Consider the following 16,497-nt stretch of genomic DNA (forward strand, 5'->3'; position numbering starts at 1 on the left):
GCGAAGGGATGGCGCCCGCAGTGTATCGCCGGCCGGGTTATTCGGCGGCGGCGGTGCCTTCGCTCGTCTCGGAAGGCGCGCCTTCCGTCACTGCGGCCAGTTCGGCCGCCTCGGCGTCGGCGATGGCGCGGCGCTCGGCGTCGTCCATCTCGTCCTTCGCCTTGCGCGCCTTGTGGTACGCCATGCCGGTGCCCGCCGGGATCAGGCGGCCGACGATGACGTTTTCCTTCAGGCCACGCAGCTCGTCGCGCTTGCCCATGATGGCCGCTTCGGTCAGCACGCGCGTCGTTTCCTGGAAGGAAGCGGCGGAGATGAACGAGTCGGTCGACAGGGACGCCTTCGTGATACCGAGCAGCAGGTTGCTGTAGGTCGCCGGGACCTTGCCTTCGCTGCGCAGGCGGTCGTTGGTGTCCAGGATCTCGGAACGCTCGACCTGCTCGCCGCCGATGTAGTCGGACTCGCCCGGGTTCTCGACGACCACGCGACGCAGCATCTGGCGAACGATCACCTCGATGTGCTTGTCGTTGATCTTCACGCCCTGGAGGCGATAGACGTCCTGCACTTCATCGACGATGTAGCGCGCGAGTTCTTCCATGCCCAGCAGGCGCAGGATGTCCTGCGGATCGGCCGGGCCGTCCACCACGGATTCGCCCTTGTTGACCACTTGGCCTTCGTGCACCAGGATGTTCTTCTCCTTGGGCACCAGCTCCTCGTGCACGCCGCCTTCCGGATCGGTGATCTGCAGGCGGATCTTGCCCTTGGTCTCCTTGCCGAACGACACCGTGCCGGTCATCTCGGCGAGCACGCCCTTGTCCTTGGGCGAACGCGCTTCGAACAGTTCGGCCACGCGCGGCAGGCCGCCCGTGATGTCGCGGGTCTTCTGCCCTTCGACCGGGATGCGGGCCAGCACTTCGCCGGGACCCACGTCCTGGCCGTCGCGTACCTGCACCAGCGAACCGACCTGGAAGGCGATCGTCACCGAGTGGTCGGTGCCGGGGATCTTCACCTCGTTGCCGGAGCCGTCGACCAGCTTCACCTGCGGGCGCACCACCTTGGCGGAGCCGCGGCGCTTCGGGTCGATCACCACCAGCGTGGACAGGCCGGTGACCTCGTCCACCTGCTTGGCGACCGTCAAGCCCTCTTCCACGTTCTCGAACTTCACCTTGCCGGCGAATTCCGTGATGATGGGTCGGGTCAGCGGGTCCCAGTTCGCCAGGATCGAGCCGGCCTTGACCTGCTGGTCGGCCTTGACCGTCAGCGTGGCGCCGTACGGCACCTTGTGGCGCTCGCGCTCGCGGCCGTGCTCGTCGTGGATCACGATTTCGCCCGAACGCGAGATGACGACCAGTTCGCCCTTGCTGTTGGTCACGTAGCGCATCGTGGTGTTGAAGCCCACCGAACCGGCCGACTTGGCTTCCACGCTGGAGGCCACGGCCGCACGCGACGCCGCGCCACCGATGTGGAACGTGCGCATCGTCAGCTGCGTGCCCGGCTCGCCGATGGACTGCGCGGCGATCACGCCGACCGCTTCGCCCACGTTCACCATGCCACCGCGGCCCAGATCGCGGCCGTAGCAGCGTGCGCACAGGCCGAAGCGCGTGGCGCAGTTCAACGCGGTGCGGACCTTGACTTCGTCCACGCCCGCCGCTTCGAGCTCGTCGATCGCGTCTTCGTCCAGCATGACACCGGCCGCCACGATGGTCGCGCGCGTCTCGGGGTGCTGCACGTCCTCGGCGGCCACGCGGCCCAGGATCCGGTCGCGCAGCGACTCGATGACTTCACCGCCCTCGACGATGGCGCGCATCAGCGAGCCTTCGGAGGTGCCGCAATCGTCCTCGGTCACCACCAGGTCCTGCGTCACGTCGACCAGGCGGCGCGTCAGGTAGCCGGAGTTCGCGGTCTTCAGCGCCGTGTCCGCGAGGCCCTTGCGGGCGCCGTGGGTGGAGATGAAGTACTGCAGCACGTTCAGGCCTTCGCGGAAGTTGGCCGTGATGGGCGTCTCGATGATCGAGCCGTCCGGCTTGGCCATCAGGCCCCGCATGCCCGCCAGCTGGCGGATCTGCGCGGCGGAACCGCGGGCGCCCGAGTCGGCCATCATGTAGATGGAGTTGAACGACTCCTGGTCCACCTGGTTGCCGTGGCGGTCGGTGACCTTCTCCTTGGCGAGCTGGGCCATCATGACCTTCGACACTTCGTCGCCGGCCTTGCCCCAGATGTCGACCACCTTGTTGTAGCGCTCGCCGGCGGTGACGAGACCCGAGACGTACTGCTGCTCGATCTCCTTCACTTCCTTCTCGGAGCGCTCGATGATCGCCTTCTTCTCCGGCGGCACCAGCATGTCGTCCACCGCGATGGAGATGCCGGCCTTGGTCGCCAGGCGGAAGCCGTTCTGCAGCAGCTTGTCGGCGAAGACCACGGTCTCCTTCAGGCCGCACTTGCGGAAGGAGATGTTGATCAGCTTGCTGATCTCCTTCTTCTTCAGCGCCTTGTTCAGCACGCTGAAGGGCAGGCCCTTGGGCAGGATCTCCGACAGCAGCGCGCGGCCGGCCGTGGTGTCGAACAGGCGCGTGTGCGGCACGAACTCGCCGCTGTCCTTGTCCTTCTCCCACTCCACCAGGCGCACGGAGATCTTCGCGGTCAGTTCGACCACGCCCGCCTCCAGGCCGCGCAGCACTTCCGCGACGTCGGCGAAGACCATGCCTTCGCCCTTGCCGTTGGTGCGCTCACGCGTCGTGTAGTACAGGCCCAGCACCACGTCTTGCGACGGGACGATGGAAGGTTCGCCGTTGGCGGGGAACAGCACGTTGTTGGAGGCCAGCATCAGCGTGCGGGCTTCCATCTGCGCTTCCACCGACAGCGGCACGTGCACGGCCATCTGGTCGCCGTCGAAGTCGGCGTTGAACGCCGCGCAGACGAGCGGGTGCAGCTGGATCGCCTTGCCCTCGATCAGGATCGGCTCGAAGGCCTGGATGCCCAGGCGGTGCAGCGTGGGAGCCCGGTTCAGCATGACCGGGTGCTCCTTGATGACCTCTTCGAGGATGTCCCACACGACAGGCGTGCCGGCTTCGACTTCCTTCTTCGCCGCCTTGATGGTGGTGGCGATGCCCATGGCTTCCAGGCGCGAGAAGATGAAGGGCTTGAACAGTTCCAGCGCCATCAGCTTCGGCAGGCCGCACTGGTGCAGCTTGAGCGTCGGGCCGACGGTGATCACGGAACGGCCCGAGTAGTCGACGCGCTTGCCCAGCAGGTTCTGGCGGAAGCGGCCGCTCTTGCCCTTGATCATGTCGGCCAGCGACTTCAGCGCGCGCTTGTTCGCGCCCGTCATGGCCTTGCCACGGCGGCCGTTGTCCAGGAGCGAGTCCACCGCTTCCTGCAGCATGCGCTTCTCGTTGCGCGCGATGATTTCCGGCGCCTTCAGCTCCAGCAGGCGCTTCAAGCGCGAGTTGCGGTTGATAACGCGGCGATAGAGGTCGTTCAGGTCGGAGGTCGCGAAGCGGCCGCCATCCAGCGGCACCAGCGGACGCAGGTCCGGCGGCAGCACGGGCAGCACTTCCATGACCATCCAGCCCGGCTTCATGCCGGACTTCTTGAAGGCCTCGAGCACCTTCAGGCGCTTGGCGTTCTTCTTGACCTTGACTTCGGAGCCGGTCAGGTCGCCGCGCAGCTTCTCGATCTCGATGTCGAGGTCGATGCCTTCCAGCAGGTCCTTGATGCCTTCGGCGCCCATCTTGGCGATGAACTCGTCACCGTATTCCTTGCGCTTCGCGTCGTAGTCGTCCTCGGACATGATGCCGAACTTCTTCAGCGGGGTCATGCCGGGGTCGGTGATCACGTAGGCTTCGAAGTACAGCACGCGCTCGATGTCGCGCAGCGTCATGTCCAGCACGAGGCCGAGACGCGAGGGCAGCGACTTCAGGAACCAGATGTGCGCGCAGGGCGCGGCCAGGTCGATGTGGCCCATGCGCTCGCGGCGCACCTTGGTCTGGGTCACTTCGACGCCGCACTTCTCGCAGATCACGCCGCGGTGCTTCAGGCGCTTGTACTTGCCGCACAGGCACTCGTAGTCCTTGATCGGCCCGAAGATCTTGGCGCAGAACAGGCCGTCACGCTCCGGCTTGAAGGTGCGGTAGTTGATCGTCTCCGGCTTCTTCACTTCGCCGAAGGACCAGGAACGGATCTTTTCGGGCGACGCGATGCCGATGCGGATGGCATCGAAATGCTCGTCCGGCGTGAACTGCTTGAACAGGTCGAGTAGCGATTTCATTAACTCTGTCCTTCCTGATTAAGACCGCTCGAGCTCGATGTCGATGCCCAGCGATCTGATTTCCTTCACCAGCACGTTGAACGACTCCGGCATGCCGGCATCGATCGCGTGCTCGCCCTTGACGATGGACTCGTACACCTTGGTGCGGCCCTGCACGTCGTCGGACTTGACGGTGAGCATTTCCTGCAGCGTGTAGGCAGCGCCGTAGGCTTCGAGCGCCCAGACTTCCATCTCGCCGAAACGCTGGCCGCCGAACTGCGCCTTGCCGCCCAGCGGCTGCTGCGTGACCAGGCTGTAGGGGCCGGTCGAGCGCGCGTGCATCTTGTCGTCCACCAGGTGGTGCAGCTTGAGCACGTGCATGTAGCCCACGGTCACCGGCCGCTCGAAGCGGTCGCCCGACCGGCCGTCGCACAGCCAGGCCTGCGTGCGCGTGGCCGTGAGGCCCTTGCGCTTGGCCACGTCCTCGGGGAAGGCCATCTGCAGCATGGTGCGGATTTCCTCTTCCGAGGCGCCGTCGAACACCGGCGTCGCGAAGGGCACGCCCTTGGCCAGCTGGCCCGCCATCTCGAGGATGTCCTCGTCCGGCAGTTCGTTCAGCGCTTCCTTCTTGCCGGACTTGTTGTACAGCTGGTCCAGGAACTGGCGCACTTCCGCCACCGCGGACTCGTGCTGCAGCAGGTCGCCGATGCGCTGGCCGATGCCCTTGCCGGCCCAGCCCAGGTGCACTTCCAGCACCTGGCCCACGTTCATGCGCGAAGGCACGCCCAGGGGGTTGAGCACGATGTCGCACGGCGTGCCGTCGGCCATGTAGGGCATGTCTTCGACCGGAACGATCTTGGACACGACACCCTTGTTGCCGTGGCGGCCGGCCATCTTGTCGCCCGGTTGCAGGCGGCGCTTGACGGCCAGGTAGACCTTGACCATCTTCAGCACGCCCGCCGGCAGCTCGTCGCCCTGCGTGAGCTTCTTGCGCTTCTCTTCGAACGCGAGGTCGAAGCTGTGGCGCGTCTGCTCCAGCGAGTTCTTGATCGACTCGAGCTGCGAGGCGACGTCGTCTTCGGCCGGGCGGATGTCGAACCAGTGGAACTTCTCGACGGAGTCGAGATAGCCCTTGTCGATCTTCGCGCCCTTCTGCAGCTTCTGCGGGCCGCCGTTGGCTTCGCGGCCGGTCAGCAGCTTGGCGATCCGGTCGAAGGCGTCGGCTTCCACGATGCGCAGCTGGTCGTTCAGGTCCAGGCGGAAGCGCTTGAGCTCGTCGTCGATGATCTGCTGGGCGCGCTTGTCGCGCTGGATGCCTTCGCGGGTGAACACCTGCACGTCGATGACCGTGCCTTGCGAGCCCTGGTCCACGCGCAGCGAGGTGTCCTTCACGTCGGAAGCCTTCTCGCCGAAGATCGCGCGCAGCAGCTTCTCTTCCGGCGTCAGCGTGGTCTCGCCCTTGGGCGTGACCTTGCCCACCAGCACGTCGCCGGGTTGCACTTCGGCGCCGACGTAGATGATGCCGGACTCGTCCAGGCGATTGAGCTGCTGCTCGGACAGGTTCGGGATGTCGCGGGTGATTTCCTCGGGGCCCAGCTTGGTGTCGCGCGCCATCACCACCAGTTCCTCGATGTGGATCGAGGTGTAGCGGTCGTCGGCAACGACGCGTTCGCTGATCAGGATCGAGTCCTCGAAGTTGTAGCCGTTCCAGGGCATGAACGCGACCAGCATGTTCTGGCCGAGCGCGAGCTCGCCCAGGTCGGTCGAGGCGCCGTCGGCGATCACGTCACCCTTGGCGATCTTGTCGCCGCGCGCCACGATCGGACGCTGGTGGATGTTCGTGTTCTGGTTGGAACGCTGGTACTTGATCAGGTTGTAGATGTCCACGCCGACTTCACCGGCCTGGGCTTCCGCGTCGTTCACGCGCACCACGATGCGGGTGGCATCGACGTAGTCGACGACACCGCCGCGGGTGGCGGTCACCACCGTGCCGGAGTCGACCGCGGACACGCGCTCGATGCCGGTGCCCACGAAGGCCTTCTCCGGACGCAGCACCGGCACCGCCTGGCGCTGCATGTTGGCGCCCATCAGCGCGCGGTTCGCGTCGTCGTGCTCCAGGAACGGCACCAGCGAGGCGGCCACCGACACGATCTGCGCCGGGGACACGTCCATGTACTGGATGCGGTCGGCGCCGACCAGGATCGATTCGCCCTTCTCGCGCGCGGACACCAGGTCGCCGGTAAGGCGGCCTTCGGCGTCCAGCGTGGCGTTGGCCTGGGCGATGACGTACTTGCCTTCCTCGATGGCGGACAGGTAATCGATCTCCATCGTCACCTTGCCGTCGCGCACGCGGCGGTACGGCGTCTCGATGAAGCCGTACTCGTTCAGGCGCGCGTACAGCGCCAGCGAGTTGATCAGGCCGATGTTCGGGCCTTCCGGCGTCTCGATCGGGCACACGCGGCCGTAGTGCGTGACGTGCACGTCGCGCACTTCGAAGCCGGCGCGCTCGCGCGTCAGGCCGCCCGGGCCGAGGGCCGAGACGCGGCGCTTGTGCGTGATCTCGGACAGCGGGTTGGTCTGGTCCATGAACTGCGACAGCTGCGACGCACCGAAGAACTCCTTCAGGGCCGCGGAAATCGGCTTGGAGTTGATCAGGTCGTGCGGCATCAGCGGCTCTTGCTCCGCCTGGCCGAGGCGTTCCTTCACGGCCTTCTCGATGCGGGCGAGGCCGGTGCGGTACTGGTTCTCGGCGAGTTCGCCGACGCAGCGCACGCGGCGGTTGCCCAGGTGGTCGATATCGTCGACTTCACCGCGGCCGTTGCGCAGGTCCACCAGGATCTTGACCACGGACAGGATGTCGTCGTTGGTCAGGACCATCGGGCCCGTGCTCTCGTCGCGGCCGACCTTGGCGTTGAACTTCATGCGGCCCACGCGCGACAGGTCGTACGTGTCCGGGTTGTAGAACAGGCGCTGGAACAGGGCCTGCACCGCGTCCTCGGTCGGCGGCTCGCCGGGGCGCATCATGCGGTAGATGGCGACGCGGGCGGCGAACTCGTCCACCGTCTCGTCGACGCGCAGCGTCTGGCTGATGTAGGGGCCCTGGTCCAGTTCGTTCGTGTAGATCGCCTGGATTTCCTGGATGCCGGCGGCGCGCAGCTTCTTCAGCAGCGCTTCGGTCAGCTCGTCGTTCGCCTTCGCGATGATCTCGCCCGTGTCGGGGTCGATGGTGTTGCGCGCGACCACGCGGCCCACGAGGAAGTCCTCGGGCACCGAGATGTGCGTCGTGCCGGACTGCTCCAGCTCGCGCGTGTGGCGGGCCGTGACGCGCTTGTCCTTGGCCACGACGACCTTGCCGGACTTGTCGGTGATGTCGAAGCGGGCGACTTCACCGCGCAGGCGCTCGGGCACGAACTCGAGCTGCGCGCCGGTGTCCATCAGGCGGAAGTTGTCGTTGACGAAGAAGTTCGCCAGGATGGTTTCCGGCGTCAGGCCGATGGCCTTCAGCAGGATGGTGACCGGCATCTTGCGGCGGCGGTCGACGCGGAAATACAGCACGTCCTTCGGGTCGAACTCGAAGTCGAGCCACGAACCGCGGTAGGGAATGATGCGCGCGGAGAACAGCAGCTTGCCCGAGCTGTGCGTCTTGCCCTTGTCGTGTTCGAAGAACACGCCGGGGGAGCGATGCAGCTGGGACACGATCACGCGCTCGGTGCCGTTGATGATGAACGAGCCCTTGTCGGTCATCAGGGGCACCTCGCCCATGTAGACCTCCTGCTCCTTCACTTCCTTCACGACCTTGGATTGCGGCGTGGAGGATTCGCGGTCATAGATGATCAGCTGCACCTTGGCGCGCACCGCCGAGGCGTAGGTGAGGCCGCGCGTCTGGCACTCCCGCACGTCGAACGCGGGCTTGGCCAGGTTGTATTCGATGAACTTCATCTCCACGAACCCGTTGTGCGACACGATCGGGAACGCGGCGTCGAACGCAGCCTGCAGGCCCTCGATGGTGCGCTTCTGTGGCGCCATGTCGGCTTGGAGGAAGGCGGTGTACGCATCCTTCTGCATCTGCAGCAGGTAGGGCACTTCGAGCACGCTGTCGCGTTTGCCGAAGCTCTTGCGGATGCGCTTGCGTTCGGTATATGAGTAGGCCATGAAATCTCCGGGCTAGAGAATCGGTACGATTCGGCAACTGTCGCGCCCCCGGGCGGGAGGGCAGTTCTTGGCGGGTTGGCCACTACCAACCTTGGCGGACGGCACCGCATTGCACGGCGCCCGAACCAAGCAGTCTTCTGCAGTCGGATCAGAAAACACTAGGAAAACTCCCCTCGCTGGGCCAGCTTTCCTGGTGGTCTCTGGAACGGCAAAGGCTGGAGGCCCTTTCGGGCACTCCAGCCTCGGCGACCAGGGGCGAATTACTTGAGTTCGACCTTGGCGCCGGCGTCTTCCAGCTTCTTCTTCGCGGCTTCGGCGTCGGCCTTGTTCATGCCTTCCTTGACGGGCTTCGGGGCGCCGTCGACGAGGTCCTTGGCTTCCTTCAGGCCCAGGCCCGTGATTTCACGGACGGCCTTGATGACGCCGACCTTCTGCGCGCCGGCTTCCATCAGCTGCACGGTGAACTCGGTCTTCTCTTCCACCGCAGCGGCGGCGGGGCCCGCGCCACCAGCGGCGGGGGCGGCCATCGCGGCGGCGGAGACGCCGAACTTCTCTTCGATGGCCTTGACCAGGTCGTTGAGTTCCATGACGGACATGCTGTCCAGCGCCGTCAGAAAGTCGTCTTTGTTGAATGCCATTTTGAATGTTCCTGAATAAGTTGGTGATCCGTAGGGTCGCTCTGCCTTAGGCGGCAACAGCACCTTGGGTGCTTCTTGCCACCGCTTACGCGGTGGCGGCAGCGGCCCCTTCTTCCTTCTTCTTCGCCAGAGCGCCCAGCACCACCGCGGTGCGGGAGATGGGCGACATCAGCAGGCCGCAAAGCTGCGCCAGCAGCACTTCCTTCGGGGGAATGCTGGCCAGCTGCTTCACGCCGTTGACGTCCAGGGCCTTGCCCGCGAACGCGCCGCCGCGAATGACCAGCTTGTCGTTGGTCTTCGCGAAGTCGGCCACCACCTTGGCGGCGGCCACAGCGTCCACGGAGAAGCCGTAGATCAGCGGACCGGTCATCTGGTCACCGATCACTTCGAACTGGCTGCCCTGCACGGCGCGGCGGGCCAGGGTGTTCTTCAGAACACTCAGGTCCACGCCAGCGCCGCGCGCGGCGACGCGCAGCTTCGTCATGTCGGCGACCGTGATGCCGCGGTATTCCGCCATCACCAGCGTTTGAGCTTTAGCGGCGAGCGCGGTCACCTCTTCGACGACCGCTTGCTTCTCACTGCGATTCAGACTCAAGGTCTACTCCTTCAATTGCGCTTGGGGTTGCCCCGTTGCGCGCCCTTGTTCAGCGACCAACCGTCTTCAGAAATCTCTCAATTCCATCTGTAGTCGGGCCGCCATCTGCGCTGGCTGCAAGCGGAGGAGGCCTCCGCTTGCCGGATTAAGGGCATCGCTGCCCGCCAGCGGTCTTGGATGGCCCATCGGTTCCCCGATGGCCCACCACATCGGCAAGCTCCCGTTTCCGGCAGCCCGCCAATCCTTCGGAGGTGCCGCACTCCTGGTGCGGCGCCTCGTGTTCCTTACTGCTGCGCGCCTTGCGCGGTCACCGTCTGGGTATCGACGCGAACGCCGAGGCCCATCGTGGAGGACACCGCCACCTTGCGCAGGTACACGCCCTTGCTCGACGCCGGCTTGGCCTTGTTCAGCGCATCGATCAGCGCCACCAGGTTGCCATGCAACTTGTCGGCCTCGAACGAACGGCGGCCGATGGTGGCGTGGATGATGCCGGCCTTGTCGGCACGGAACTGCACCTGGCCCGCCTTGGCGTTCTTCACCGCGGTGGCCACGTCGGGCGTCACGGTGCCGACCTTCGGGTTCGGCATCAGGCCGCGCGGGCCGAGGATCTGGCCCAGCGTACCGACCACGCGCATCGCGTCCGGCGCGGCGATCACCACGTCGAAGGGCATGTCGCCGGCCTTCACGCGGGCAGCCAGGTCGTCCATGCCGACCACGTCGGCGCCGGCGGCCTTGGCTTCTTCGGCCTTGGCGCCCTGGGCGAACACGGCGACGCGCTTGGTCTTGCCGGTGCCGTTGGGCATCACGACCGCGCCGCGAACGACCTGGTCGGACTTCTTCGGGTCGATGCCCAGCTGCACGGCCACGTCGATGGATTCATCGAACTTGGCGGTGGCGGCTTCCTTGACCATGCCCAGGGCATCGGCCAGCGGGTACAGCTTCGTGCTGTCGACCTTGCCCTCGAGGGCCTTCTGCTTCTTCGTGAGCTTTGCCATGATCAGAGGCCCTCCACCGTGATGCCCATGGAGCGGGCGGAACCGGCCAGCGTGCGGATGGCGGCATCCACGTTGGCAGCGTTCATGTCCTTCAGCTTGGTCTTGGCGATCTCTTCCAGCTGCGCGCGGGTGATCTTGCCGACCTTGTCCTTGTTCGGGACCTTGGAGCCCTTGTCGATCTTCACGGCCTTCTTGATCAGGACGGTCGCGGGCGGCGTCTTGATGATGAAGGTGAAGCTCTTGTCCGCGAACGCGGTGATCACCACCGGCAGCGGCAGGCCGGGCTCGACGCCCTGGGTCTGGGCGTTGAACGCCTTGCAGAACTCCATGATGTTCAGGCCGCGCTGGCCGAGCGCGGGGCCGATCGGAGGCGACGGGTTCGCCTTGCCGGCCGGGACTTGCAGCTTGATGAAGCCGACAATCTTCTTTGCCATGACTTGCTTTCCTTGCGGGTGCTAGCGCCTTGCGGCTCCCCGGGGTTGAGGCTCTTTGCTGGGGTTCGCTTCGCTCACCGCCAGCCTACGAATCGCGCCGAGCCGGACTGCGCGATCCGATCAGGGAGGACAGACCACCGCCCGGCGATCGATCCGTCCGTCGAAAACGTCAGGTCTTCTCGACCTGGCTGAATTCCAGTTCCACCGGCGTGGCACGACCGAAGATGGTCACCGACACGCGCACCTTGCTCTTCTCGTAGTTGACTTCCTCGACGGTGCCGTTGAAGTCGGTGAACGGGCCGTCCTTGACGCGCACGTACTCGCCCACGATGAATTCGACCTTGTGGCGCGGCTTTTCCACGCCCTCTTCCATCTGGCCCATGATCTTGGCGACTTCCTCGTCGCTGATCGGGGCCGGACGGTTCTTCGCGCCGCCCACGAAACCGGTCACCTTGTTGGTGTGCTTCACCAGGTGCCAGGTGTCGTCGTTCATGACCATCTGCACCAGCACGTAGCCGGGGTAGAAGCGGCGCTCGGAGGTGCGCTTCTGGCCGTTCTTGATCTCGACCACTTCCTCGGTGGGCACCAGGATGTCGCCGAACATGTGCTGCATGCCCGCGCGGTTGATGCGCTCCTTGATGTTGCGCTCCACTGCCTTCTCCATGCCGGAGTAGGCGTGGACCACGTACCACCTCAGGTCGGGGTTGGCGGCCTTGGCGGCAACGCCGGGGATCTCCGGCTTCTGGCCTTCTGCGGCGGCGTTCTCGATTTCGCTCATTACTTCTTCCACCCCAGGATCAGGTCGTAAAACACCCATTCGAGGGTCTTGTCGGTCACCCACAGGAAGAGCGCCATCACGATCACGAAGCCGAACACGTAGGCGGTCATCTGGATGGCCTCCTTGCGCGAGGGCCACACGACCTTCTTGACTTCCTTGACCGAGTCGCGGCCGAAGGCCACGAACTGCTTGCCGGCATCCGATGTGAAGAACACGGCGACGGCGGCCACGAGGCCCACCACCAGGACGCCCCATTGGGCCACCTGCCCCTGCCTGCCCAGGAGGTAGAAGCCCGCAAGCGCGGCGATCACCAGCGCAATGGCGGCGCCCACCTTTGCCTTGTCGGCGCCGGTGGAGACGGTTTCAACTTGGGTCGTGGCCATGGGAACGGGCTGCTTCCTGCTAAAAAACGAGGTGTCCTTCAAGACACTGAAGCCCGTCACTGGGGACGGGCTTGGTTCGGAGTGCCACTCAGGTGGCAGGGGCAGTAGGAATCGAACCTACAACCTTCGGTTTTGGAGACCGACGCTCTGCCAATTGAGCTATACCCCTCCGGAATCCAGAATTGGCGGGGAACCCGGCATTATGCCAAATCCCTTAACCCATGTCGAGGACAGAGCCATCGCTTGCGCTGCTGGCCCGCCCCCGAGGCACGGGACTCACTCCATGATCTTGGCAACGACGCCGGCGCCGACGGTCTTGCCGCCTTCACGGATGGCGAAGCGCAGGCCTTCTTCCATGGCGATCGGGGCGATCAGCTTGACCGTGATCGTCACGTTGTCGCCAGGCATGACCATTTCCTTGTCCTTCGGCAACTCGATCGCGCCGGTCACGTCCGTCGTGCGGAAGTAGAACTGCGGGCGATAGTTGTTGAAGAACGGCGTGTGGCGGCCGCCTTCGTCCTTGCTCAGCACGTACACCTCGGCGGTGAAGTGCGTGTGCGGCTTGATGGAGCCGGGCTTGCACAGCACCTGGCCGCGCTCGACTTCTTCGCGCTTGGTGCCGCGCAGCAGGATACCGACGTTGTCGCCCGCCTGGCCCTGGTCCAGCAGCTTGCGGAACATCTCCACGCCCGTGCAGGTGGTCTTGAGCGTCGGCTTCAGGCCCACGATCTCGATTTCCTCGCCGACCTTGACCACGCCACGCTCCACGCGGCCGGTCACCACGGTGCCACGGCCGGAGATGGAGAACACGTCTTCCACCGGCATCAGGAACGCACCGTCCACCGCGCGCTCGGGCGTCGGGATGTAGGTGTCCAGCGCATCGGCCAGCTTCATGATGGCCTGCTCGCCCAGCTCGCCCTTGTCGCCTTCGAGCGCCAGCTTGGCCGACCCCTTGATGATCGGGGTGTCGTCGCCGGGGAAGTCGTACTTGCTCAGCAGCTCGCGCACTTCCATCTCGACCAGTTCCAGCAGCTCGGCGTCATCGACCATGTCGCACTTGTTCAGGAACACGATGATGTAGGGCACGCCCACCTGGCGGGCCAGCAGGATGTGCTCGCGCGTCTGGGGCATCGGGCCGTCGGCGGCGGACACCACCAGCACCGCGCCGTCCATCTGGGCGGCGCCGGTGATCATGTTCTTCACGTAGTCGGCGTGGCCGGGGCAGTCGACGTGTGCGTAGTGGCGGTTGGCCGTCTCGTACTCGACGTGCGCGGTGTTGATCGTGATGCCGCGGGCCTTCTCTTCGGGCGCTGCGTCGATCTGGTCGTAGGCCTTCGCCTCGCCGCCGAACTTCTTGGACAGCACGGTGGTGATCGCCGCCGTCAGGGTCGTCTTGCCATGGTCCACGTGGCCGATGGTGCCCACGTTGACGTGCGGCTTGGTCCGCTCGAACTTACCTTTTGCCATTTTTTTCGACTCCGAAAAAAGTAACGATCACTGCGCTGGACGCGGCGCTAACAGCAACGCGCCGCGCGTGTCTGGTGCCCTTGGCGGGAATCGGACCCGCGACCTCTCCCTTACCAAGGGAGTGCTCTACCACTGAGCCACAAGGGCGAAATCTTGTCGCCAGTACCGAAATCGATGGGTTGGTGGAGCGGGAGACGGGAATCGAACCCGCGTCATTAGCTTGGAAGGCTAAGGTTCTACCATTGAACTACTCCCGCGTCGGGAATCATTCCAACGGCATCTCAGCACGTCTGACGCAGGCGCCCTTTGCTGCCACTAACTCATCTTTCCGACACATTCGCCGAGCCTCTCGAAATTTTCGATCAGCCTGGTGGAGGAGGTTGGATTCGAACCAACGTAGGCGTAAGCCAACAGATTTACAGTCTGCCCCCTTTAGCCACTCGGGCACCCCTCCGGCGAGGAACCGCAGACTATAGCACGATCCGGACAGGCGGCCGGCGCGCCGTCCCACCCGAAACGCATGAAGCGGCAGGCCCCGGCGCCCTGCGCAACGGCTGACCCACTTCTGACGCCGCCGCACGACTGTCACGCGCTCCCGCACGAATGTTGCTACCGTGCCTGCATGCGCATGTTGAACTTGGCCCTGCAGGGCGGCGGCTCCCACGGCGCCTTCACCTGGGGCGTGCTCGACGCCCTGCTCGAAGACGGCCGCGTGGGATTCGAAGGACTCAGCGGCACCAGCGCGGGGGCGGTGAACGCCGTCGCCCTGGCGAGCGGCTGGATCCGGGGCTTGGCCACCGGCCGCGACCCGCGGGAGGCGGCGCGAGAGAAGCTGGCCGGCATCTGGTACCGCGTGAGCGCGATGGGCAGCCTCGGAACCCTGCAGCAGCAGTTCATGCGCATGCTCTGGGGCGGGCTGCCGCCGGAACTGTCGCCCGGCAACATCATCGGCAACGCCTGGCGGGGACTGCTGTCGCCCTACCAGAGCAATCCGCTGGACATCAACCCGCTGCGCACGATGCTGGGGGAGGAAATCGATTTCCCCGCCATCGCCGCGCAGCGCGAGATCAAGGTCTTTGTCTCCGCCACGCACGTGAACACCGGCAAGGCCGTGATCTTCACCGGCCCCCAGCTCGACGCCAGCGCGGTCCTCGCATCGGCCTGCCTGCCGATGCTGTTCCATGCGGTGGAGATCGGCGGCGAGGCTTACTGGGACGGCGGCTACTCGGTGAACCCGGCGCTCTCGCCCCTGATCCAGCAGTGCAGCGCCGCCGACCTGCTGCTGGTGCAGATCAACCCGCTCGCGCGCGAACAGACGCCGAAGACCTCGGCGGACATCCTGGACCGCATCAACGAGCTCACCTTCAATGCGAGCCTGCTCACGCAAATGCGTGCGATCGACTTCGTCAACCAGCTGCTGGCGGAAGGCGCCGTGTCCCATCCGCACTGCAAGAGGGTCCGCATGCACCGGGTCGAAGGAGGAGCGGCGCTGGACGACCTCCCGGCCTCCAGCCGCGGCTCGGCCGACGGCGTGATGATCAACCAGCTGTTCGACGCCGGACGCAGCGCCGGGAGGCAGTGGCTGGGCCGGCACTTCGAGGCGATCGGCGTGCGCAGCACGGTGGACATCCGCCGCGACTACCTGGATGACACGCGCGCGGCGCCGCCCTATCCGCCGCTGCCTGCGCCGCGCTCGCTGGGGCGCGCCTTGCGTCCGTGGCTGGCCCGCCTGCTGCGGCTGTCGCGCAGCTAGGTTCTTGCTCCGTCTTGCCAGTACCGGGCAGACAGCACAAGGGACTCATCCAGCGATGTCCATGGCGCGCAGCCCAGGGCCCGCGCGCGCGTGATGCCCGGCACGTAGCGGTTGCGAACCGATGGTTCCGCCTCGGCGTTCTGCAGCACTGCCACCCGCTTGCCAGGCGCCAGGACGTCGCGCACCCGAAGCGCAAGCTCCTTGATGCTCAGGCCTTCATCACTGCCGACGTTGTAGGACTCACCCGCGCGGCCGTTGACGAGCATGTACAGCAACCAGACTGCCAGGTCTGCGCCGTACAAGTAAGACCTCATCGGTGATCCGTCTCCCTGCACGTTGATCTGCTCGCCGTACAACGCATCGCGAATGAAGTTGCCGATGGCGAAGTGCGCGTCAAGAGGCAGTCCGGGTCCGCAGAAGGCGAAGCACCGGGCAACCAGGAACTCGATGCCCGTCTCCCGTTGCAGCATGGCTCCCATCAATTCCATGACGCGCTTGCCCTCCCCATAGGCGCTGCTTGGCAGCAACGGGTTGCATGCCGCCTGGGAGTCGTCGGGCTGATGGGTCAGGTGGGGTGGCTGCGCCCCGTAGACCGCACCCGAGCTGACCAGCAACGCGCGACGCACGCCACATGAGCGGGCCAGCTGCAGCACGCGACGGGTGCCGAGAACGATGTCGTCGAACATGTTCACGGGGTCGGCATGGGCCGCCATCGACGTCTCGGTGGCAGCGTGCAGGAGCAGATCGAACTTTCGCTCGGGAAGAGCGAAGTCCCTGACGTTGCCAGTCACGAAGTCCAGCCAGGGCTGGGCGCGAAACTGCGGATGCCGCGAAAGAAACTTGTCCGGGTCGCGCGACAACACGCAGGCCTGCACCGGAACCCCTTCATCGTTCAACGCTCGCAGCGCACTCAGCAGCCAGAGGCCGAAGAACCCTGTGCCGCCGGTGATGAAAAGGCGTTGTCCAGCGAGGCCTTGCAGGTCGAGGCGGTGCAGAACGGCTGCGATGCTGGCGTCGAGAATGGCGATTTGCGGGGGGCGAAGCGTGCTCAAGCGCTCC

11 protein-coding genes and 4 tRNA genes are annotated in these 16,497 nt (G+C 65.4%); 1 reads left to right on the top strand and 14 read right to left on the bottom strand.

Annotated features, from left to right (window positions below):
* Positions 1-37 precede the first annotated feature (37 nt).
* From rpoC to JJB11_RS04645, 13 genes are all read right to left on the bottom strand, one after another.
* Positions 38-4,264: a DNA-directed RNA polymerase subunit beta' gene (gene rpoC / locus JJB11_RS04585; protein ID WP_201166699.1), complete on the bottom strand. Its 4,227-nt coding sequence runs from the start codon at positions 4,262-4,264 to the stop codon at positions 38-40.
* An 18-nt stretch (positions 4,265-4,282) separates the two neighbouring features.
* The gene (gene rpoB / locus JJB11_RS04590) at positions 4,283-8,395 is read right to left on the bottom strand and encodes a DNA-directed RNA polymerase subunit beta (RefSeq protein ID WP_201166700.1); all 4,113 of its coding nucleotides are present in this window, start codon (positions 8,393-8,395) and stop codon (positions 4,283-4,285) included.
* 260 nt (positions 8,396-8,655) lie between these two features.
* Positions 8,656-9,033, bottom strand: coding sequence for a 50S ribosomal protein L7/L12 (gene rplL, locus JJB11_RS04595; protein WP_201166701.1), 378 nt, complete (start codon positions 9,031-9,033; stop codon positions 8,656-8,658).
* An 85-nt stretch (positions 9,034-9,118) separates the two neighbouring features.
* On the bottom strand, positions 9,119-9,628 hold the full coding sequence (rplJ, locus tag JJB11_RS04600; protein ID WP_201166702.1) for a 50S ribosomal protein L10: 510 nt from the start codon (positions 9,626-9,628) through the stop codon (positions 9,119-9,121).
* A gap of 284 nt (positions 9,629-9,912) precedes the next feature.
* Positions 9,913-10,623: a 50S ribosomal protein L1 gene (gene rplA, locus JJB11_RS04605; RefSeq protein ID WP_201166703.1), complete on the bottom strand. Its 711-nt coding sequence runs from the start codon at positions 10,621-10,623 to the stop codon at positions 9,913-9,915.
* Between the two features lie 2 nt (positions 10,624-10,625).
* Complete coding sequence (rplK, locus tag JJB11_RS04610) at positions 10,626-11,057, bottom strand: 50S ribosomal protein L11 (protein WP_201166704.1); 432 nt, start codon at positions 11,055-11,057, stop codon at positions 10,626-10,628.
* Between the two features lie 169 nt (positions 11,058-11,226).
* A complete protein-coding gene (nusG, locus tag JJB11_RS04615; protein WP_201166705.1) occupies positions 11,227-11,835 on the bottom strand; it encodes a transcription termination/antitermination protein NusG in 609 nt (202 codons plus the stop codon).
* Entirely contained in the window at positions 11,835-12,218 is a 384-nt protein-coding gene (gene secE, locus JJB11_RS04620; protein ID WP_201166706.1) for a preprotein translocase subunit SecE, read from the bottom strand. The genes nusG and secE overlap by 1 nt, the downstream gene beginning before the upstream one ends.
* Positions 12,219-12,311: 93 nt before the next feature.
* Positions 12,312-12,387 (bottom strand) — tRNA-Trp (locus tag JJB11_RS04625).
* Between the two features lie 107 nt (positions 12,388-12,494).
* Complete coding sequence (tuf, locus tag JJB11_RS04630) at positions 12,495-13,685, bottom strand: elongation factor Tu (protein WP_201166707.1); 1,191 nt, start codon at positions 13,683-13,685, stop codon at positions 12,495-12,497.
* A gap of 72 nt (positions 13,686-13,757) precedes the next feature.
* Positions 13,758-13,832: transfer RNA gene (locus JJB11_RS04635), tRNA-Thr, on the bottom strand.
* A gap of 36 nt (positions 13,833-13,868) precedes the next feature.
* Positions 13,869-13,942 (bottom strand) — tRNA-Gly (locus JJB11_RS04640).
* A 111-nt stretch (positions 13,943-14,053) separates the two neighbouring features.
* Positions 14,054-14,139: transfer RNA gene (locus JJB11_RS04645), tRNA-Tyr, on the bottom strand.
* 174 nt (positions 14,140-14,313) lie between these two features.
* Between JJB11_RS04645 and JJB11_RS04650 the strand changes: the two genes are divergently transcribed.
* Positions 14,314-15,438 carry a patatin-like phospholipase family protein gene (locus tag JJB11_RS04650; RefSeq protein ID WP_340643130.1) on the top strand — a complete coding sequence of 375 codons (1,125 nt, stop codon included), beginning with the start codon at positions 14,314-14,316 and terminating at the stop codon, positions 15,436-15,438.
* On the opposite strand, the gene JJB11_RS04655 is transcribed toward JJB11_RS04650, so the two are convergent.
* Positions 15,435-16,490, bottom strand: a complete 1,056-nt coding sequence (locus JJB11_RS04655) for an NAD-dependent epimerase/dehydratase family protein (protein WP_201166709.1) — start codon at positions 16,488-16,490, stop codon at positions 15,435-15,437. The two genes, JJB11_RS04650 and JJB11_RS04655, sit on opposite strands and share 4 nt — an antisense overlap.
* Positions 16,491-16,497 lie beyond the last annotated feature (7 nt).

This window comes from Ramlibacter ginsenosidimutans (genome assembly GCF_016654015.1).
Taxonomy (GTDB): domain Bacteria; phylum Pseudomonadota; class Gammaproteobacteria; order Burkholderiales; family Burkholderiaceae_C; genus Ramlibacter; species Ramlibacter ginsenosidimutans.